Annotated in this window: 15 protein-coding genes; 1 reads left to right on the plus strand and 14 read right to left on the minus strand. The window is 62.3% G+C overall.

The genetic code is table 11. The annotated features are described in order from the left end of the window. Positions 1-2 precede the first annotated feature (2 nt). The 14 genes from AB4Z20_RS07345 to AB4Z20_RS07410 form a co-directional block, all read right to left on the minus strand. Positions 3-692 (minus strand): N-acetyltransferase, encoded by a 690-nt coding sequence (locus tag AB4Z20_RS07345; protein ID WP_442089629.1) that lies wholly within the window; start codon positions 690-692, stop codon positions 3-5. After that, positions 689-2,665 (minus strand): hypothetical protein, encoded by a 1,977-nt coding sequence (locus tag AB4Z20_RS07350; RefSeq protein ID WP_413817737.1) that lies wholly within the window; start codon positions 2,663-2,665, stop codon positions 689-691. Before AB4Z20_RS07350 ends, AB4Z20_RS07345 begins: the two co-directional genes overlap by 4 nt. A gap of 338 nt (positions 2,666-3,003) precedes the next feature. Beyond that, on the minus strand, positions 3,004-4,308 hold the full coding sequence (locus tag AB4Z20_RS07355; protein WP_258688828.1) for an oligosaccharide flippase family protein: 1,305 nt from the start codon (positions 4,306-4,308) through the stop codon (positions 3,004-3,006). Next, entirely contained in the window at positions 4,305-5,309 is a 1,005-nt protein-coding gene (locus tag AB4Z20_RS07360; protein ID WP_214510616.1) for a polysaccharide deacetylase family protein, read from the minus strand. Before AB4Z20_RS07360 ends, AB4Z20_RS07355 begins: the two co-directional genes overlap by 4 nt. A 12-nt stretch (positions 5,310-5,321) precedes the next feature. After that, positions 5,322-6,458, minus strand: coding sequence for a glycosyltransferase family 2 protein (locus AB4Z20_RS07365; protein WP_442089630.1), 1,137 nt, complete (start codon positions 6,456-6,458; stop codon positions 5,322-5,324). Further along, positions 6,451-7,410 (minus strand): glycosyltransferase, encoded by a 960-nt coding sequence (locus AB4Z20_RS07370; protein ID WP_320389123.1) that lies wholly within the window; start codon positions 7,408-7,410, stop codon positions 6,451-6,453. The genes AB4Z20_RS07365 and AB4Z20_RS07370 overlap by 8 nt, the downstream gene beginning before the upstream one ends. After that, entirely contained in the window at positions 7,407-8,777 is a 1,371-nt protein-coding gene (locus AB4Z20_RS07375) for an O-antigen ligase family protein (protein WP_253476433.1), read from the minus strand. Before AB4Z20_RS07375 ends, AB4Z20_RS07370 begins: the two co-directional genes overlap by 4 nt. Next, positions 8,774-9,877 (minus strand): glycosyltransferase family 4 protein, encoded by a 1,104-nt coding sequence (locus AB4Z20_RS07380; RefSeq protein WP_253476431.1) that lies wholly within the window; start codon positions 9,875-9,877, stop codon positions 8,774-8,776. The genes AB4Z20_RS07375 and AB4Z20_RS07380 overlap by 4 nt, the downstream gene beginning before the upstream one ends. Then, complete coding sequence (locus tag AB4Z20_RS07385; protein ID WP_214510621.1) at positions 9,874-11,466, minus strand: GumC family protein; 1,593 nt, start codon at positions 11,464-11,466, stop codon at positions 9,874-9,876. The genes AB4Z20_RS07380 and AB4Z20_RS07385 overlap by 4 nt, the downstream gene beginning before the upstream one ends. Positions 11,467-11,481: 15 nt before the next feature. Then, positions 11,482-12,507 (minus strand): polysaccharide biosynthesis/export family protein, encoded by a 1,026-nt coding sequence (locus AB4Z20_RS07390; RefSeq protein WP_253476429.1) that lies wholly within the window; start codon positions 12,505-12,507, stop codon positions 11,482-11,484. Positions 12,508-12,527: 20 nt separating this feature from the next. Then, the gene (locus tag AB4Z20_RS07395) at positions 12,528-13,172 is read right to left on the minus strand and encodes a CpsD/CapB family tyrosine-protein kinase (RefSeq protein ID WP_214510623.1); all 645 of its coding nucleotides are present in this window, start codon (positions 13,170-13,172) and stop codon (positions 12,528-12,530) included. Beyond that, on the minus strand, positions 13,173-13,919 hold the full coding sequence (locus tag AB4Z20_RS07400) for a sugar transferase (protein WP_253476427.1): 747 nt from the start codon (positions 13,917-13,919) through the stop codon (positions 13,173-13,175). It abuts the gene before it with no gap. Further along, positions 13,906-14,985, minus strand: coding sequence for an NAD-dependent epimerase (locus AB4Z20_RS07405; RefSeq protein ID WP_258688824.1), 1,080 nt, complete (start codon positions 14,983-14,985; stop codon positions 13,906-13,908). Before AB4Z20_RS07405 ends, AB4Z20_RS07400 begins: the two co-directional genes overlap by 14 nt. Next, the gene (locus AB4Z20_RS07410; RefSeq protein WP_214510626.1) at positions 14,982-16,346 is read right to left on the minus strand and encodes a UDP-glucose dehydrogenase family protein; all 1,365 of its coding nucleotides are present in this window, start codon (positions 16,344-16,346) and stop codon (positions 14,982-14,984) included. The genes AB4Z20_RS07405 and AB4Z20_RS07410 overlap by 4 nt, the downstream gene beginning before the upstream one ends. A gap of 376 nt (positions 16,347-16,722) precedes the next feature. On the opposite strand from AB4Z20_RS07410, the gene AB4Z20_RS07415 reads away from it, so the two are divergent. Then, entirely contained in the window at positions 16,723-18,420 is a 1,698-nt protein-coding gene (locus AB4Z20_RS07415; protein ID WP_442089631.1) for a sulfatase-like hydrolase/transferase, read from the plus strand. The last annotated feature ends 868 nt before the right edge of the window (positions 18,421-19,288 follow it).

Raw genomic sequence — 19,288 nt, forward strand, 5'->3', positions numbered from 1 at the left:
GATCAGGCCGCTGAAGTCGAGGTGGCCGGTTGGGCCGGTTTACGAAAGGCGTCCAGTACCGTGCCGGTGTATGACGTGTTGCGCAGAAGCCGCCAGCGACCGAGCAAGCGGTATAGGTGGGTGATCTGCCCGCGCTCCTGGAAGCCCATGCGGATATGCATCTTGATTGCTTGGATGTTTTGCAAATCGCAGACATCGACCATTGTGCTGCAACCGTGGTCCGCCATGACTTTCCACACCTCCAACTGCATGTCCGCCGATATACTGGAACCCCAGTATTCACGGATCGCCTCGCCACCGAACTGAAAGTACTCGCCAGGCTTGATCGGAAAGTTGCAGTGATAGAAATGGCGGTCGAAATAGTCCCGTGTACTGGCCCAGGCGAAACCCACGGTGTCGCCCTGATCATCCAGGTACATCAAGCCTGTGTAGCCTTCGACCGCCAGCTCGCGCATGGTTTCGACGCGGTCGCCGAAGTGCCGGGCAAAAGCATCGGCATTGCTGATCGTGATGTGCTCCAAGCGCATCGGTGGGTAGGGCCTGAGGTTATGTGGGGGGAGTGGGGTCCGTACATCGTGCTCCAGCCACACCAGTCGGGTGTGGGAAAATAGGTAGCGCCTGCACAGCTGCTTTAGAACGGCGCGCAGACCTTTTTTCTGAATGCGATCACGCAATTTTTGCAGAGCGTTCATGGTGCCTCCTGACGGGTGGCAGGTTGGGGGGGAAGGGGTGCTGTCCAACTGAGGGAGAACACGGTTTCCCCTGGCAGGAGAAACCCGACCTGGCCGGCCTTGCAATCAAACGCAACGCTGTGGCTGCGGTTGTCCGGGCCGAAATACATCAGGGTCATGCCTGGTTGAGGGCAGACCGCGCCGTCGAGGCTGACCTGATGGGCTCGCGTGCTTTTGTTCACACCCAGCAGATTGCGTTGCTTGCCGGTGGCCATGGCCAGAACATCGACTTCAAAAGCATCGTTGTCCAGGCGCAGTACCTGATCAAGCCAGTGCTGCTGAATGAACTGCTGGGCCAAGCCCACGGGCTTGAGTTCGAAGCGCTGATTGTCCAGCACTCGCACCATGCCTTTGGGGTATTCAGGTTCGTCGGCGAGCATGAACCAGTTGAGCATGTCGAGCCAACCATCCGCGGAGGCGTTGATCGCCACCGACGTCCACCACAAGGCGGCGTAGTGGGTTTCCTGGTCGTAAGGGCTCAGGCTCGAGCCGCTGGACATGTTGGTCTGGTCCAACAGCAAAGCCTTGCGGGGCCGGCCCTGGCTGTCCAGCCCCACCAGGTTGGCGGCCTGACGGACACTGTCGCGGTAGACCCGGGTCGCCAGCAGGTCGCGGACCATCCATTCATGCCAGGCCAGGGCGTCGATCTGGTCGTCGGACGTCGCGAGCAGGCGCCGTGCCCAGTCGATCCCGCGCCTGTCAGCCGCGTTGTCGGCTAAGGGGCCGTTGGTGAACCGCGAGCTGGCCGGTATGGCGATGCGGACACCGGCGCGTGCGTTGGCAGGATCGGCGCGGACCTGGGCAGCCATGCTCTGGAACAGTTGCTGGAAACTGGCGAAGTCTGGGTAGTTCAGGTTTGGCTCATCGGCAAAACTGAGGTAATGGATGCCGTTGTCGCCCGAAGCCCGGGTCGACATGAGCCAGGCTTGCAAACCGCTGAGACTGGTCCGGTCGGCCTGCAGATCCGCCCGGCGCTGGCTGCCGGCCAGCAGGGTGAGGTCTTGGCTGATGCCGAAGCGGTCCCGGTACAAGCGCCGGAAGGCATCTTCATGATTGACCTTGGCCGCCATGACATCGACAAAGCTGTAGAGGGTTGCCGCCTGGGGTTTGAGCGCATCGAGCACAGCGTAGCTGGAGGGCGGCAGTAACTCATAGGGCAGGTATATGCCCAGCTTGGGGGTCTTGCCGAGCGCCTCGGTGTACAACTTCAGGTGGGTCTGCCCCGGATCCTGGCGCAGCGGTTGCAGGTGCGCCGGATCTTGGGCGAACAGGTTGGCGGTGCCGTCCAACCAGAACGCGGCCTTGCCGTTGCCTTGCAGATGCAGGCGCCAGATTTGGTCCACGTCCGCCACCGGGAGGGCCACCTGATCGAATTGCCAATAGGCCCGGTATGGCTTGAGATTCAGTTGCACCTGCTTTCCGTCGTCGACGCGCCGGCCTTGCAGCGCACGTACGCCGCCATGGAACTTGCCTGCCAGCACGGCCTGTTCGCCGGCTGCGACTTTGAAATACAGCTCATCGCCATCGTGGGTCTCAGCGCTGAAATGCACCTTGGCCGGGGCAAACAGGGCACGGGTGCGCGCGTCGTGTTCGACGCTATAGCGCCGGAAACTGTAGCCGGGAATTTCCAGCCGATAACTGGTGGCACCCGGCAGCAGCGGCCATTGCTGTTCGCCACGGGTCTGATCCGCCTTGACCAGGCGCTCGCCCGCCAATCGGCCGTGGCCGTCGAGCAGATACAGGTGTTCGGCATTGGCCTCGGCTTGCCAGGCGGGCACCCAGCGCACGGTGACAGAGTCCGGGCGGTCGGTTTGCAGGTACAGGCTGCCGTCACGGATACCGGTCCACTCCATCGCCGCGCCCTGGGCCAAAAAGGCCAGGCTCCAAAGGCACAGGCCAGCAGTCACTTTCCACCAACGCTGCACTGGCCCCATCGCGAGCAAGCTCGCTCCCACAGTTGATTTGTGGTGGTCGCAGATATTGCGCTCGGCACCGTGGCCCTGTGGGAGCGAGCCTGCTCGCGAAGGCGTCGGCCCATTCAACATCGATGCAAGCTGACCCAGCGCTTTCGCGAGCAAGCTCGCTACCACAGGGGATCGGTGGTGGTTGTGGAGGGTGTGTTCGGCACAAGGCTCTTGTGGGAGCGGGCTTGCTCGCGAAGAGGGCGGCTCATCCACCCTCACTGCAAGCTGGCTCAGTGCTTTCACAAGGGCATCACCGCCCCCTGTGGGAGCGAGCTTGCTCGCGATGGCGGTTTGGCAGGCAATCACACTCATGCCGATTTCCCCAACAGCATCTGGCGCATCGGCAGTAAATCGCTGGGCAGGATAATCAGCGTTTGCCACAGCGCCACGCCGCTGAGACGGCAATACATCACCAGCAGCCCCAGGGTCACGCCCAGATAGGCAATAGAGGAAGCCGCTGCGGCACCGACGATGCCGTAGTGTGGGATCAGGAGCAGGTTCAGCCCCAGGTTCAATAGCGCTCCTACGCCCATCAGCAGCGAAACAGTGCCGGGGCGGTCCTTGCCCAGCAGGTCCAGGCGCAGGATGCTCGCAAAGCACAACCCGAACACCCCTGGCAGCAGCGCCAGCAGGGCTGGGTACGCCGGTTGATAGGCGACGCCGAACAGGGTGACGATCAGCCATTCGCCGACCAGTACCATGCTCAGGCAGGCGCCCAGCATGGCCGTGGCGGTCAGGCGCAAGGCCAACGGGGTCAGGCGCTTCATGTCTGTGTCTTGCTGCAGCAGGCGTTTCATCAGCGGCGTGGTGACCGCTTCCGGCACGATATGCAGCAGTTCGGCCGCCGCGCTGGCCATGGCGTAGTGCCCCAGCGCCGTGCTGCCCAGCAGTGCGCCGATGAACAGGTAATCCGAGCGCAGCATCAGTTGCTGGAACAACAGGTCCGGATGACTGCGGACACCGTAACGCAACAGTTCGTTCTGGACGGTGCGATCCCAGCGCAGAGTGAACGCATGATCTCGGCGCAGCCACATCCAGCCCGCCAGTACTACCAGGCTCAGGCCCGCCAGCCAACTGATCAGAGCCGCTTCCAGTGCCGTGTCTTTCCACATCCAGAACAGCGCCACGAACAGCAACAGCGGGACCAGGGATTCCATCAGCCGCAATGCGTTGAACGCGCCGACGCCGCCGGAGGCGTTGTGCAGCGTCAGCAGGCCGCTCTTGAGCACCGCCAGCGGCACGGCCAGCAACAGCAGCCAGGCCAGCAGTCCCAGTTGCGTGGTGACGTCCAGTTCGGCACCGAACTCACGCACCAGCGCCACCACCAGCAGCGTCAGCAACCCTGCAAGCAGACAACCGAAGACCAGCACGTGGCTGAGCAACAGGCTCATCGAGCGATGCTGCGCCGCCTGATAACCCACGGCGGAATTCAGGCCGCCACTGGTGGTAGCGCTGATCAGGTCCGGCAGGGTGCTGAGCAGCGCCAACAACCCGCGTTCGCTGGGCCCCAGGATCCGTGCCAGCAACACGTTGCGCAACAGGCGCAGGCCTATCATCGCCAGGCTAGTGCCCATGCTCAACGCCAAGAGCTTGAGATAATGTGCGCGATTCATGAGCGGGCTCCTCGGCGAATGCGCCAGGCCAACAATTCAGGGTGACAGGCGTTGCTCTGGCTGACGCCGAAACGTGGCAGGTTCAGAGGGTCGCCGTCATGACGATACAGTCCGGCCTCGGTGCCCAGTGCGAACGTAAAACCGTGGGCTGCCACCTGCTCGCGCACGCGGGCGTCATTGTCACCGTTGGGGTAGCAATACACCGGCAAGGGGTGGGCGCAGCCGTTTTCCAGGGCGATCCAGCTGCGCGTCAGTTCTTCGTGCAGGCGCTGGTCATCCAGCCCGGTCAGGATCGCGTGGCTGGCACCATGGGGACCGAAGCGGATCAGCCCGGAATCTTCGAGCATGCGCACCTGGGGCCAGTCCAGGGCCTGGGGCTGGGAACCCTGTGGGCAGGCGTCGGTAAGGTCGCTCAACGTGTGGGTATCGAGACTCTTGAGGCTTTGCAGGTAATGCAGCAGCGCCAGGCTGCGGCGCTCGTCGTCGATGTCATCGAGCAGCACCGGCAACGGTCGACCGACGTGCTGCAAGTGCTCGATCAATGAGCGCCGTGCCACCTGGCCATGGCTGCCCCAGAGGGTTTCGCCGATGCTTTCCCACCAGAAGTGCTGGCGACTGCCGATGAAATCGGTGGAGAGGAAAATACTCGCCGGCACCTGGTATTGGCGCAGCAACGGAAAGGCATTCATGGCGTTGTCGCGCCAACCGTCGTCGAAGGTCAGGGCCACCCGCGGGCGGTTCGGAACGTTTTCAGGATCGGCCAGCAACAAGGTCATCAGCGGCACGCACTCGAAATGCCGTAGCAGCCAGATCAGCAAATGTTCAAACGCTTCGGGCCCCACGCACAGTTCGTTACGGTGGGGCAGTTCGGCGGCGCGGTCGTTGTTCAGCACACGATGGAGCATCAGTATGACGCCGGCGCCACGCAAGGGATGGCGACCCAGGGACGTGTTCAGGTACAGCCAGCCGCCGGTGCGCTTGAAGACTTGTTTGATCGACATCGGCCGTACTCCTTAGCGATTCTGCTCTGGGTTCCACTGGCTATAGCGCTGGCCCCGCAGGAACCGCCAGAGCCCGATGCTCATGCCCGCCAGCGTCACCAGCACGAATGCGGCCAGGCGAAAGGGCCGGGGCAGGCGGTGGCGCGCGTCCATCAAGCCGATCAGCGCCATGGCGTAACCGAGCAATTGCGCCACCAGGCTCAGGCGATAGAACGTATGGTCGTTCCACAGCCAGGCATTGCTCAGCAAGAGCGGCAGCAGCAACACCGGCGCCAGGCGGCGGATCAACTTGTGGCTGATCAGCCCGATGGCGTAGAGCCCATGGCGCAGCGGGTTGAGCAGCTCACGGCGCTGAGCCAGGCTCTGCAACCCGCCGACGGTGACCCGCTGGCGACGGCGAAACTGCTTGTCGGCTTCGTCCACGCCCTGGTCGGTCACCCGGGCCATGGGGGCATAGACGATGGACTTGCCGGCAGCTGGCGCGCAGGTGCTGAGGAAAAAGTCATCGTTGACCTGGGCCGGTATCGGGTGGAACAACCCCCGGCGCAGGGCCAACAGCGCGCCGTCGGCCGAGACCATGCAACCGGTGCGACTCTCCACCCGACGCAACCAGCCTTCGTAATGGCGATACAGGCTGTCGCCCAGGCTCAGGCCCTTGCCCGGCACCGGGATTTCCATGTGCCCGGCACAGGCGCCGACTTCCGGATCGCCCAAGGGCGCCAGCAGATGGCTGAGGGTGTCATTGGCCCATTGGTTATCGGCGTCGGTGAACACCAGGATCTCGCCGCTGCTGTGGGCGACACCGGTATTGAGGGCAGCGGCCTTGCCCTGGCGTGGCAGGTCGAGCACGGTGATGCGCGGGTCGATCACCTTGCGGGCGCAGGCCACCGTGTCGTCGGTGGAGCCGTCGCTGGCGAGGATGATTCGCAATGAATGGGCCCGATAATCCTGGGCCAGCAAGGTGCGCAACTTTTCCTCTATGTGCCGCGCCTCGTTGTGGGCGGCAATGACGATGCTCACGTCCATCGGAAACGCCTTGCCGTAGCGCCGCACCGGAAACAGCGGCGCCAGCAGGCTCAACATCAAGGGATAGCCGAGGTAGGCGTACACCGGCAGCAACAGGCACGACCAGTAAATGAATTCAGCCACGGGCAGGTCTCCTGACGTTCCATTGAAAAATATTGAGTAGCAGTGCGGCGCCGGTCAGGTGCAGGCGCACCCCGTGCAAGGCCCACAATTGCAAGGTCAGGCGCGGATCACGCCGGCTCTGGCGCAGGCTCAGAACCAGAGCCGGCAACGTGCTGAGCAACAGCAGGGTCAGGCCCAGGCGTGCCTGACCCTGGAGCAGGGCGATCAGGGCCAGGACGTCCAGGCCCCAGGCGCCAATCGACAGCGCGGGGAAGCGCAACAGGCGCAGGCTCGGCCCATGGCTGCGCAACAACTGCCAGTGGCTGCCCTGGCGCCACAGCTCCTTGCTCATCCACTCGCGCCAGCTGGCTTCGTAGCCCCAATGCAGGGCCACGCTTTCATTGACCAGCAACAATTGCGCGCCGGCTTGACGCAAGCGCAGGGAAAAATCCTTGTCTTCGCCAGTGCGCAGGGTTTCGTCGAAGCCGCCGACCTGTTCGAACCAGCTTCGGCGCATCAGCAGGTTGGCGCTGGGCAGCCACTGCACCCGGTGCAAGGGGCGCGAACCCGGACGTTGGCTGCGGCGCTGCCAGGCGCGGGCGAACCATGGCGCCGGTCCGGGCGTGTCCAGGTCGAGGCCCAGCACATCGCCCTGACAGCCTTCCATTTCGATCAGCCGCTTGAACCCGTCGGCGGGCATTTCGATGTCGGCGTCGATGAACACCAGCCATTCACCGCTGGCGACCGCCGCGCCACGGTTGCGCAGGGCGCCGATGTGCACGCCAGGTACGATCAGCACTCGCGCGCCCAGCTCGTTGGCGATGCGCGGGCCGTGGTCGTCGGAGCCGTTGTCCACCACGATCAACTCACACGCCAGGCCTGCCTGGCGGGCGGCTTCCTGCGCCGCCTGCAGCGTACGGCCGATGTGCCGGGCTTCGTTGTACATCGGGATGACGACGCTCACGCAACTCATGAACGGGCCTCCTGCGGCTCGGCCTGTTCGGCGTCGTAGCGCAATATGCTGGTCAAGGCGAGCATGATCCACAGCAACTTGTGGTTCGGCGCGCTGAGGAACATCAGGAACAACGCCAGCGACAGGAAACTCATGCCCAGGTGCGTCAACAGGTCGGCCTGGGCCCAGTCCCGGCGCTGGAGCCAGAGTTGGCGCGCGCGCATCAGGTTATAGAGGCCCAGCCCAATCGTACCGACAAACATCAAGCCGCCTGGCACGCCGATTTCGCTGAAGATTTCCAAGTAAGTGTTATGGGCCTGGCGGTACAGATCCCCCCGTTTGCGATTGGCCGAGAACGCCTTGGCGTAGCCGGTGGGGGCGTAGTGCTCCGGAAATGTCCCTGGGCCTGAACCGAGTATCGGGTTCTCGCGGATCATCTGGCTGCCCACGATAATGTACGAGGCGCGGCGCCCCAGGGATCCGTCCTTGCTGGCGTTGGCGCCGGAGCTGAGGATGCTCAATGACTGGATGCGTGCCACGTAGCCAGCAGGCATCAAGGCGACTGTCGCCGGAACCATGAGTGCCACGCCGAGCATCGCGAACCCCAGGTGCCGAGGACGTATGCGTGGCAGCTGTGCCCGATAGTGATACAACCCGATCATCAGACTGAGCAACAGCACGACCAGCCCGGAACGCGATTCGGTCTTGGTCATGCCGCCTAGCAACAGGATGAGAGCGCCACCCCAGAACAACCGGTGCAACAGGTTTTTGCTGCGTATTGTCAATAACAAGGCCAGCGGTACGGTAAACGCAATCAACAGCGCAAAGGCGTTCGGGTCTTCCAGCAAACCCGAGGCGCGGCCTTGATCCTGGTATTTGGCCGAAAACATCGCGAGTACGCAGGTAGTGGCGACGCTCACTGTCATCAGGCGGGCGAGTATCTCCAGGTTCAGCTCGCGACCGATCAGCAACGTGATCACGAACAGAATCAGCCCTACTGAGAGTTCACGCAGTTGCGTCAGGGACAGGTCCATGTTTTCTGAAATCAACAGACTCAGGCCATAGAGCATCATGAAGCCGATCAGGGGCTTCCAGATATTGCTGCGCAAGCGCGTCGCGGGAATCTGGTGCAGGGCCAACTGCAACATCAGGATCAGGATCAGCGCCAGGCCAAAGAACTTGCTGGCGGAAAACGCACTGTCCTTGAACAGGCCTTCGAACGGCACCAGCGCGGCAATGCCCAGCAGGCCCCAGGCGGGCTTGCGATACAGCAGCGTGACGCCGACCAGGCCGAGCACCGCGCCCGGTGCCAGGAACGGATAAGGACTGGCCAGCAATGCCAGGCAGACCAGCCCCAGCAGACTGACGATCGAGAGCGGGACGATCATGGCCGAGCCTCCCGAGCCGTGCGGATATAGAGTTGTGACCAGCGTTCGGCCAGCGTGCGCAGGTCGTAGCGGTCCTGTTGGGTGCGGCGTGCGTTGTCGGCGAGGATCCGCGCCAAGGGCGGTTCGCTGAACAGCGTTTCGATCTGCGCCGCCAGTTCCTCGCTGTTGGCCGGTGCCGCGAGCAGGCCGTTGTGGCGGTCCTGCAACACGTCGGGAATGCCGCCGACGCCGAATGCCACCACCGGCACGCCGGCCTGCATGGCTTCGAGCAGAATCATCGGGGTGCCTTCGGTGCGTGAGCTGATCACCAAGGCATCGAGGCGACTCCACCAGGCGTTCATGTCGGTCTGATAACCCGGCAATTCGATGCGCGTGGGCAGTCCGGCGTCGGTGATGCGCTTGAGCAGCGCCTGGCGTTCCGGGCCGTCGCCGAGCATCACCGCGTGCAGCGATGAATGCTTCTGGCACAGTGGGATCATGGCGTCGAGGAACAGGTCCGGGCCTTTCTCGCTGCTCAAACGGCCAACGTAGCCGACCCGCCAGCGCTGCTTGTCGTCACGATGGGCCAACGGCGTGCTGGGCGCTGGCAGGCCATTGGGGATGACATCGAGTTTTTCTGCCCGCACGCTGGCCCGGCGGTGCAGCGTGGCGATGCTTTCGGCCACGCAGACCACGCGCTTGACCGAGGCGGTGCGACACAGTTGCAGGCTCAGCCAGGTATAGAAACGCTGCTTGGGGCTGCGCGGCGTGAAGCCATGCTGGGTAATCACCAGCGGCAGGCGCAGCAACGTGGCGGCGGACCAGCCGAACAGCAGCCCCTTGAAGTTGTGGGTGTTGAGCAGCGGTCGTTCGTCCCGGCGCTCGCGCAGGTGTTGCAACAGCTCGGCCCAACTGGCGCAGTGACGGCAATCGACCCCGGCTTGGCGAAAGCGCGTGATCAAGGTCGGCGGTGCCGCCAGGAACAGCACCTGGTGCTGTCCGGGCGTTGCCAGGCAATGATCGAGCAGCATCCGCTCGGCCCCATAGAAGCCGCCGCTGTCGAGCAGATGAATGATCGACAGGGGGCTGTCTTGGCGGGACGGGCCGAACGGCGCGTTCAATTTTTCACCCAATGGACAAGGCTGGGCACGCTCCAGTTGCGGTGCGGGTTGATCTGCTCGGGCGATTGTTCGTTGATCACCAGCAGCACCGGTAGATCCAATTGGTGGCTGATTTGCGCTGGGTGCTTGAAGCGATGGTCGAAGAACTCACGTACATAGACCAGGGCGATCGCCAACAGCAGGCCGCTGAACAAGCCGAACGCAATGATCAGCACCGGCTTGGGAAACGCCGCAGCGGTGGGTTCGAACGGCGGGCTCAGGACCCGGGCGTTGGACAGATCGTTGTCCAGCGAACGCGCGGTGCTGGCCTCGGCGAAGCGCTGGGCATAAGTCGAGAAGGCCGCATGCAGTGCGTTGATCTCGGTGTCCATCTGCCGCAGCTTGCTCTGGGTTTCCTGCAACTGGTGGATGCGCTCCTTGAAGGCGGCGATACGTTCGACCTTCTGGTTGATCACCGAGCTGACCACCGCCAGGTCGGTGGTGCGTTCCTGGATGCGGTTGTTCACCACTTTGAGGAATTGCTGGCGGGTGCGCACGATCTGCTCCCGGGCCAGCAGCATGGGTTCACTGCTGGGCTGGAAGATCGCCAGGTCGTTCATGTAGCGGCTGACCTGGCTGGTCAATTGCTCGCCCATCTGCCTGATTTCCCGATCTTCGAAGGCAATGTTGTCCACGGTGGTGGTGAACGTGAACGGGAAGGTGTAGTCGTTGAACCGCGAGCTGTTCGCCGTCGCCAGGCTGGTCTTGAGGTAATCGAGCCAGCGTTGGCTTTGCAGGAAACGGTCCTGAAACAAGTTCAAGGCCTGCTCTTCGGTGTTGATGGCGTTCAGGCGGAAGGTGATCTCTTCCTTGGGATCGGACGAACCGATGCCTTCAAGCAGTGTCAGGCGGTTGCCCTCCAAGCCATCGAGGCGCGTCTGGTACTGAAGCTTTTTCTGCTCATAGAACGCCTGTGGCAGTTCGATCGATTGCAGGTCCTGGCGGCCGGTGAGGTAGTTCTGCAGCAGTTGCGCCACGAACCGGGTGCCCTGGGCGGGGTCGCCGAAACTGTAGACGATGGAGATGACGTTGGAGCCGGGCAGGGTCTCGATCTTCAGGTTTTCGATGGCCTCGTCGGTCAGCGTATCGAGCACGGTGTCGCGCACCGGATCGACCTCCAGCCCCAGGCCGTCGCGCAACGGGTTGATGACGTACTCGCGCAGGGGCAGGGTGATGTAACGCTTGAAGGGATCGCTCACCCATTTGTTGAAGATGCCCGGGCTGGGCGTGTATTCACCCTGGTCGCGCAGGGTCTTGATGGTTTCGCGAATCAACGCCGGCGAGCGCAGGATATTGCTCTCGGTTTCCATGTCCGCCAGGGACGGCGGGATGAAGGTGGCATTTTCCTGGTTCAGCGACGTGGTGGCGTCGCCCTGGGAGAGTTTTTTCGACTGGACGATCACCTGGGCGGTGATATCGAAGCTCTGCTTGAGCATCAACGGCAGCACCAGGGCGATCACGGCGAAAATCAGGAAGATACGCTTCACCCACTGCTTGTTGGCGAAGAAGATCCTGAAGAACTCATGCAGATAGTTTTCCTTGGGGTTCATGATCGGTCACCTGGGTCAGTTGCTGTTGCTGCTTTTGTTGTCGAGGCGGTAGCCGAAGCTGACCCCAACCCCCTGGAACAGCACCACGTCGGCCAGTTGCCTGGCCAGTTCGCCGGCGCTGGCTAGCTTGGTCTTGGGCACGAAAAGCATGTCTTCCGGCTGCAGGTAGGCGATCTGCGACGCGTCGCCGCTCAAGGCCTTCTCCACGTCGTAGTGGCGAGCTTCGACCATATTGCCGTTGCGGCGCATGATGACCACCGAGTCGAGCCTTGCCTTGACGTTCGTGCCCCGGGCCAGGGTCAACGCCTCGAGAACGGAGATCGGCCGGCGGATCGGGTAGGAACCGGGTTGGGCCACTTCACCGAGGACATAGATCTCGTTGCCGGCGGTGGACTTGAGCAGCACGTCCACGGTCATGTGGCCGGGCAGTTGGGCATAACGCTCGTTGAGAAAGACCTCCAGTTGGGTAACAGTCATGCCCTGCAACGGCACCGAGCCTATTTCCGGGAAGCTGGCGTAACCATCCCGGCCCACTATGATTTCCCGGCTCATGCCCGTGGCCGGGTGGGTCAGGGTGTTGCGCAGGTTCGTCTCGCCGGACAGCGGACTGGTCACCATTACGGTCAATTGGTTGCGGTTGGGCTGGAACAGCATCTTCTGGTTATAGGCACGCTGCACCGCCAGGCGCGCCTCATCGGTGGTCAGGCCGGCGACTTTCACCGAGGTGTTGGCGCCCGGCAATTCGATACTGCCGTCGGGCATCACCTGTTGCGTGCCGTTGAGCTGGCTGGCGGCGGTGAAGTTCAGTGCAACCTGGTCGCCCGGCTGCACTCGATAAGCCTGGGAAGAGGTGGTGTCGATGTGAAAAATCACATCCAGCACGTCCTGGGGCCGCAGGGTCTGTTCGACCTTGGGCATGTCGGTGGCCTGGGCGTTGGCCGGCGCGGCCGTGAGGATCTGCACCGGCATCGAGTGGGTATCGGTATTGCTGGAGCAACCGGCAAGCGGCAGCAACAGCAGGACAAGCATTCTGGCGTTCATCTCGTCATCCTTTTGCAGGCTTACAGGTTGTTGTAGAGCCACTTGGGCATGTAGTACTTGCGGCGATTGAACACGCTGCCCACCACTTTCGCGCCGGCCTGGGACAGGCGCTGGCGGGTGGCCTGGGCCACTTCCCAGCGAGTCTCTTCACCACGCACCACCAGCACCACACCGTCGACCTGGGTGCTGAGCACCAGCGTGTCGCTGGCCGAATACACCGCGTCGGCGTCGATCACCACAAAGCGGTATTGCGCCGCCAGTTGCCTGAACAGTGGGCGCAGTCGCTCGGGGCTCAAGCGTTCGGCATTGCGACCGAGGCGGCCATGGGGCAAGACGTCGAAGGGCAGGCTCGATGCCTGCACCACGCAGTCTTGCAACAAGGGCGGGGCGAGGCTGTTGAACAGCAGGTCGGTAAAACCGCGCTCCTTGTGCAACGACAGTTGCTGGCTGAGGTTGCGCGGTGACTGGCTGGCATCCACCAGCAGTACGCGACCGCTGCTCATCTGCGCCAGTTGAGCGGCCAACGCCATCGCGCTGGTGCTGGTTCCGGTGCCGGCGTTGGCGGCCGTCAGAAGAAGAATCCGCAGGGAAGGGTCGAGCACGGTCGAGGTCAGGTTGGTCTCGCTCGGGCTTGCTATGGTGAGGGTATTGGTTGAACCGTCCATTTAACTCGCTCCGTGGCCGCTGAAAACTTTGAAGGGGGTAATCATCAGGATCTTCAAATCCAGCCACAGGCTTTGTTCAGCGATATAGCTGAGGTCCAATTCCACGCGCTGGTCGAAGTCGATATTGCTGCGTCCGGAGATCTGCCAAAGGCCGGTCATGCCGGGGTAGATGCTCAGGCGCACAAGATGGTTGTCCTTGTAGCGGTAGGCGTTGAACGAGGTCGGCCGCGGGCCCACCAGGCGCATGTCGCCGGTCACTACATTGATCAGGTTCGGCAGTTCGTCGAGGCTGCTGCGTCGTAGGAACCGGCCGATGGGTGTGATGCGCGGATCGTTGTCGATCTTGAAGTCGATGGCATCGGCACCGTGCTTGTTGAGGTGGCGCAGCGACTCCTTGAGAGCCTCGGCGTCGGCAACCATGGTGCGGAACTTGTACATGCCGAAGACTCGGCCGCGATACCCGGTGCGCTTCTGCACGAACAGCACGGGACCGGGGCTGGAGAACTTGACTAGCAGCGCCAGGCCCAGCAGCAGCGGGCATAACAGCACCAGGATCGCCAGCGCGCCGAGGCAGGCCACTACGCGATTGGTGCGCGAGACCGTCCAGGGCCGGCCGCTGTCGCGACCGGTCAACCAACCACGGCCCTGGCGGTGGATGGCCGCGTCCAGGCGCCTGCGGTGCTCCGGATCGACGCGCTTGTCGCGTCCAGGGGCGTTGATCTCGATGACTTGCTCATGTCGGGTCATGGATTCCTCCGCTGAGGTTGGGCCGCAAGCGTTCAGTCGCGAGCGGTGCGTGGGCAGGCCGTGGGTAGTAATCGAGGAACCACTGGATGAAGCGGCCCAGGCCTTCGTCCAGTTCGATACACGGCTTGAAACCGGTGGCCCGTGCCAGGTCGCTGGCATCGGCGCAGGTGTTGAGCACATCCCCCGCTTGCAGGGGCAGCAGTTCGATGCGGGCGGTTTGTCCCAGGTGCTTTTCCAGCAGTGCGACATAGGTGCGCAGCGCCACCGGGTGTTGCCCGCCGATGTTGTAGATCCGCCAGGGCGCACGGCTGGTGGCCGGGTCCGGTTGTTCGTGATCCAACAGGGGCGTGACCTGGGGCGCATGGTCGATCAGGCGGGCGATGCTTTCGACGATGTCGTCGATGTAGGTGAAATCGCGTTGGTGCTCGCCGTGATTGAACAGCTGCAGCACACGGTCTTCGACGATGGCGCGGGCAAACTGGATCGGCGACATGTCCGGGCGGCCCCAAGGACCGTACACCGTGAAGAAACGCAGGCCGGTGCTGGGAATGCCGAACAGATGGCTGTAGCTGTGGGCCATCAGTTCGTTGGCTTTTTTGCTGGCCGCGTACAGCGACAGCGGATGGTCGACGTTGTCCTGCACCGAATAAGGCGTGCGCGGGTTTGCGCCGTATACCGAGCTTGAGGAGGCGTAGATCAGGTGCTTGACCGGATACCGGCGGCAGCTTTCCAGGATGTTCAGGAACCCGGTGATGTTGCTGTCGACATAGGCCCGCGGGTTTTCCAGGGAGTAGCGCACGCCGGCCTGGGCGGCAAGGTGAATCACTACGTCCGGGCGCCGGGCCTGGAACAGTTCATCGATGGCCGGCGCGTCGACCAGGTCGATCCGCGCCAGGGGAAACGCGCCGGCTTGCTCGTTTACCCAGGTCACGCGGTCGTGCTTGAGCTGCGGGTCGTAGTAGTCGTTGAAATTGTCCAGCCCGCACACCCGATGGCCGTCGCGCAGCAGTCGCAGCACGACGTGGGCGCCAATGAAACCGGCCGCGCCGGTGACCAGGATGTTCATGCTTGCGGCCCGGGTAGCGGGGTGCCCGGCACGGTGTGCCGCAGCCCGATACCGCGATACAACAGTCCGGCGGCGGCCAGGTGTTCGGGGTTGTACAGGTTGCGGCCATCGATGATCACCCGGGCGCGCAACTTGCTGGCCAGCAGGTCGAAGTCCACCACGCGAAAATTCTTCCACTCGGTGCAGATCACCAGGGCGTCGGCGTCTTCCAGGGTGTCGTCGCGGGTGGCGCAGAGGTTCAGGTCCTTGCGATAGCCGTAGAGGCGCCGGCATTCGGACATGGCTTCCGGGTCATAGGCGTGGACCCGGGCGCCTTCGCGCCACAGCGCTTCCATCAGGTAGCGGCTGGGGGCTTCGCGCATGTCGTCGGTGTTGGGCTTGAATGCCAGGCCCCAGATGGCAATCGATTTGCCGGCCAGGCCGTCCTGGAATTGTTTCGCCAGTTTCTCGAAGAGGATGTGTCGCTGGCTGTCGTTGACGTCGGTGACGCTGCGCAACAAGCGCAATGGCATGCCGCTTTGTTCGGCGGTGTGCAGCAAGGCCCGCAGGTCCTTGGGAAAGCACGAACCGCCGAAACCGCAGCCGGGGTAGATGAAGTGGTAACCGATACGCGGGTCCGAGCCGATGCCTTTGCGCACCGCTTCGATGTCGGCGCCCAGCCGTTCGGTGAGGTTGGCCAGTTCATTCATGAAGCTGATGCGGGTGGCGAGCATGGCGTTGGCGGCGTACTTGGTCAGTTCGGCGCTGCGGTTGTCCATGAACATCAGTTTTTCGTGGTTGCGGCAAAAGGGCGCGTAGAGCTCCGTCATCTGGTCGCGGGCCAGCGGGTCGGCGGTGCCGACGATGATCCGGTCGGGGCGCATGCAATCGGCCAGCGCACTGCCTTCCTTGAGGAACTCGGGGTTGGACACCACCCGCACGTTCAACTGTTTCAGGCCGCGCCGAGCCAACGCCTGGCGGGCGCATTCGGCCACCTTGTCGGCCGTGCCCACCGGCACCGTGGACTTGATGACCAGGGTGCGGTCGCTGTCCATGAAGTCGGCGATTTGCTGGGTGACGGCCAGCACATGGCTCAGGTCTGCCGAGCCGTCTTCATCGGCGGGGGTGCCGACGGCGATGAAAATCAGTTCGCCATGGTTGACCGCGTCGCTGGCCTGGGAGCTGAACGACAAGCGTCCGGCCTTGATGTTGTCTTCGAGCAAGCTGGACAGCCCCGGTTCGCTGATGGTTGGTACGGCTTGTTGCAGTTGCTGGATTTTTTTCGGGTCGATGTCGATGCACAAAACGCGGTGCCCGACGTCGGCCATGGCGGCGGCCTGGATCAGCCCGACATACCCCGTACCAAATACGCTCACGTCCATTCTTGGCGCGCCTCGCAAACCGAATGATGTAACTCGGATGAAACTGTTTAGAGGGGTATAGCGCAGGCTTCAGAAAAGCGTGTCAGCAAAATGACAGTTGTCAGTGTTGGCAATTCAAGTGAAGTCGGGCATTTTGATATCAAGTCCTTGACTGTCTTAGTAAAGTGGCTGTTTTATTGGGCTTCACGGGAATTTGACAAAGCGATAAACGGTAGTAATCCATAGATTTTTACATTTTGTGACGGGTTTTCGTGTCATTTTTGGGGTAACTATTTTTTGACGCTTGGTGAGATCAAGCATTTCTTGCGCTTTGAAAATCGGCTGCTAACGTGCAGGAACGAAGTGCTTTTGACACGGCGATCTGGTCGAGGAAAACATGGTCCGTTACCTCAAGGAACTGCTGCTGGTTCTGTACCTGCTCAAGGGGTACGACTATTACCTCGACCGTCTCGACGCGTTGGGCTTGGGCTTGGCAACCTTGCTGTTCGGCGCCATGTTCGTGCTGTTGGTGCTGGCGCTGTGGATGACTGCCTACATACGCCAGACATTGGTGCGGCATGTGTTTGCCTTGGCGATGTTTGTTTCAGCGGTGTTTTTCGAGGTGTACGCCCGGGTCACGGACAGTTACCTGACCTATAGCCAGTTTGTTTCGCTGGTGTACTCGGGGGGATTTATCCAGGAGGCGGCCTATCAGTACCGCGACGTGATTATCAGCGTGGTGATAGGTGGTTTGTTGCTGTTGTTCGGCATCGCGCTCAAACCTCGGCGGGCGGTGCGGTTGCCCGGTTATCTGCCAATAGCGGCGCCGGTGCTGGGTGTGTTGTTGCTCAGCGGCGTGTTGTTCGTGCGGGCCGGCGAGGGCGCGCGCGGCCTGCCGGTGATGTACACGCCGTTGGCCTATTTGAATCTGTTTGCCTACGAGTCCTTGCACAACACCATCGGCCCTCGGGAGCCGGTCACCATGGCGCGACGATCGTCTTTGATCGAGCAGGATATCGTGCTGATCATCGATGAAAGCGTTGGCGGTAATTACCTGGATATCAACGCGCCGTTCGGCGTGCACACCGGCCTGAAGACGCCGCCCGAGGGCGTGGATATTTTCAATTTCGGCTACGCGGCCTCCGTCGCCAATTGCAGCGCCGACACCAACGTCACCCTGCGCTACGGCGGCACGCGCGCCGACTATATGCGCATCAACAGCACCCGACCGTCGATCTGGCAGTACGCCAAGAAGGCCGGTTTGCGTACCGTCTACATCGACGCCCAGCGCACCGGCGGTAACCTGCAGAACCTGATGACCAGCCTGGAAAAACAGGACATCGACGAATTCGTCCAATTCGACCAGGCCAGCGTGCGCGACCGCGACATGGCCGCTGCGGCGAAGTTGATCGAACTGCTGGGTGACAACCAGGCCGAACTGGTGGTGATCAACAAGGTGGGGGCGCATTTCCCTGTACACGACAAATACCCCGACGACTTCATGGCATACCGTCCGGCCTTGCCGCGAGGGCAGTTCCAGGAAGTGGCCGACACCGGCAGTCGCGATGGCTTCAACGGCCAGAAAGATGACTGGTTGCTGTACCGCAACGCTTACCAGAACACCTTGCTGTGGAACGTCGGCGAGTTCTTCAAGCGAATCTTCCAGCAGGGCGATTTGAGCCATGCCGTGCTGATCTACACCTCCGACCACGGCCAGGACCTGCACGAGCGCGGCAACCCCGGGCTCAACACCCATTGCGGCGGTGACCCGGTGGCGGAGGAGGGGTTGGTGCCGTTGGTGGTGATCCAGGGCAGCCAATTGCACACCCTTGATTGGCGCGATGCCTGGGCCCGGAACAAGGACCGTTCGAGCCACTACAACATCTTCCCGACGCTGCTGCAGTTGATGGGCTACGACCCGGCCGGGGTTGAATCGGCCTATGGGAAATCCCTGAGCCAACCGACCGATGACGACTTCACTTTCAACTATCGCTTTAATGCGCGGTTGGGGGCGAAACCGGCTTGGAAACACATCGACTTGGGCGACATCGTGACACCGCAGTCCGGCCAGGTTGAGATGGCGGCGGGGCATTGACTGGCGCTGAGCTCTTGTTGATTGAGTACATATCCATTGCTGCGGTAACGGCCACTTAGGGTTTCGCCCTTACGGCGACTCACTTTTTTTCAGACGCCAAAAAAAGTAAGCAAAAAAGGCTTGCCCCACCACTCGGCACCTCGCCTAGGCTCGGTGTGCCCTCACTCCGGCATTGCTCCGTGGGCCGCCGCGAAGGGCCATCCATGGCCCAGCGCGGCTACCTCGGCATCCATGCCGAGGTGCCCACGGATCAATGCCTGCGTTCGGCCAGCGTGGTTAACGGGGCGCCCAAGATCAAAAGCCAAAGCAAAGCAAGAACCGGAGCATGTCCAGCATCTATGTGGCTGAACCACCGCTATCGCGAGCAGGCTCGCTCCCACAACGGGCCTGCGGTGAACACAAGACTCATGGACACCCAGAATTCCCTGTGGGAGCGAGCTTGCTCGCGATGAGGTCGGCAAGCCCAACATCCCTGTGACTGAACCACCGCCTTCGCGAGCAAGCCCGCTCCCACAGGAGAAACGCGGTCCCACCAAGAACCAGGTCGGCTATAAGGCCGCCTCGGCGTGGACGTTGATCTGGGGCGCCCCGTTAACCACGATGGCCGAACGCAGGCATTGTGGAGTGGGCATCCCGGCATGGATGCCGGGATAGCCACGCTGGGCCATGGATGGCCCTTCGCGGCGGGCCCACGGAGCAATGCCGGAGTGAGGGCATGCCGAGCCTAGGCGAGGCACCGAGTGGTGGGGCAAAGCGCTTTTGGTTACTTTTGGCGCTCTTCCAAAAGTGACCCGCCGTAAGGGCGGAACCCTAAGCGGCCGTTACCGCAGAAATGGATATACCCCCCCAACCCGACGAGCGATGAGAA

It is taken from the genome of Pseudomonas sp. KB_12, from assembly GCF_052114545.1.
Taxonomy (GTDB): Bacteria; Pseudomonadota; Gammaproteobacteria; order Pseudomonadales; family Pseudomonadaceae; genus Aquipseudomonas; species Aquipseudomonas brassicacearum.

Excerpts from the sequence above, each read along its gene's own strand:
- AB4Z20_RS07345 (WP_442089629.1), bottom strand. The coding sequence starts at position 692 with ATGAACGCTCTGCAAAAATTGCGTGATCGCATTCAGAAAAAAGGTCTG.
- AB4Z20_RS07350 (WP_413817737.1), bottom strand. The coding sequence starts at position 2,665 with ATGGGGCCAGTGCAGCGTTGGTGGAAAGTGACTGCTGGCCTGTGCCTT.
- AB4Z20_RS07355 (WP_258688828.1), bottom strand. The coding sequence starts at position 4,308 with ATGAATCGCGCACATTATCTCAAGCTCTTGGCGTTGAGCATGGGCACT.
- AB4Z20_RS07360 (WP_214510616.1), bottom strand. The coding sequence starts at position 5,309 with ATGTCGATCAAACAAGTCTTCAAGCGCACCGGCGGCTGGCTGTACCTG.
- AB4Z20_RS07370 (WP_320389123.1), bottom strand. The coding sequence starts at position 7,410 with ATGAGTTGCGTGAGCGTCGTCATCCCGATGTACAACGAAGCCCGGCAC.
- AB4Z20_RS07375 (WP_253476433.1), bottom strand. The coding sequence starts at position 8,777 with ATGATCGTCCCGCTCTCGATCGTCAGTCTGCTGGGGCTGGTCTGCCTG.
- AB4Z20_RS07385 (WP_214510621.1), bottom strand. The coding sequence starts at position 11,466 with ATGAACCCCAAGGAAAACTATCTGCATGAGTTCTTCAGGATCTTCTTC.
- AB4Z20_RS07390 (WP_253476429.1), bottom strand. The coding sequence starts at position 12,507 with ATGAACGCCAGAATGCTTGTCCTGCTGTTGCTGCCGCTTGCCGGTTGC.
- AB4Z20_RS07395 (WP_214510623.1), bottom strand. The coding sequence starts at position 13,172 with ATGGACGGTTCAACCAATACCCTCACCATAGCAAGCCCGAGCGAGACC.
- AB4Z20_RS07400 (WP_253476427.1), bottom strand. The coding sequence starts at position 13,919 with ATGACCCGACATGAGCAAGTCATCGAGATCAACGCCCCTGGACGCGAC.
- AB4Z20_RS07405 (WP_258688824.1), bottom strand. The coding sequence starts at position 14,985 with ATGAACATCCTGGTCACCGGCGCGGCCGGTTTCATTGGCGCCCACGTC.
- AB4Z20_RS07410 (WP_214510626.1), bottom strand. The coding sequence starts at position 16,346 with ATGGACGTGAGCGTATTTGGTACGGGGTATGTCGGGCTGATCCAGGCC.
- AB4Z20_RS07415 (WP_442089631.1), top strand. The coding sequence starts at position 16,723 with ATGGTCCGTTACCTCAAGGAACTGCTGCTGGTTCTGTACCTGCTCAAG.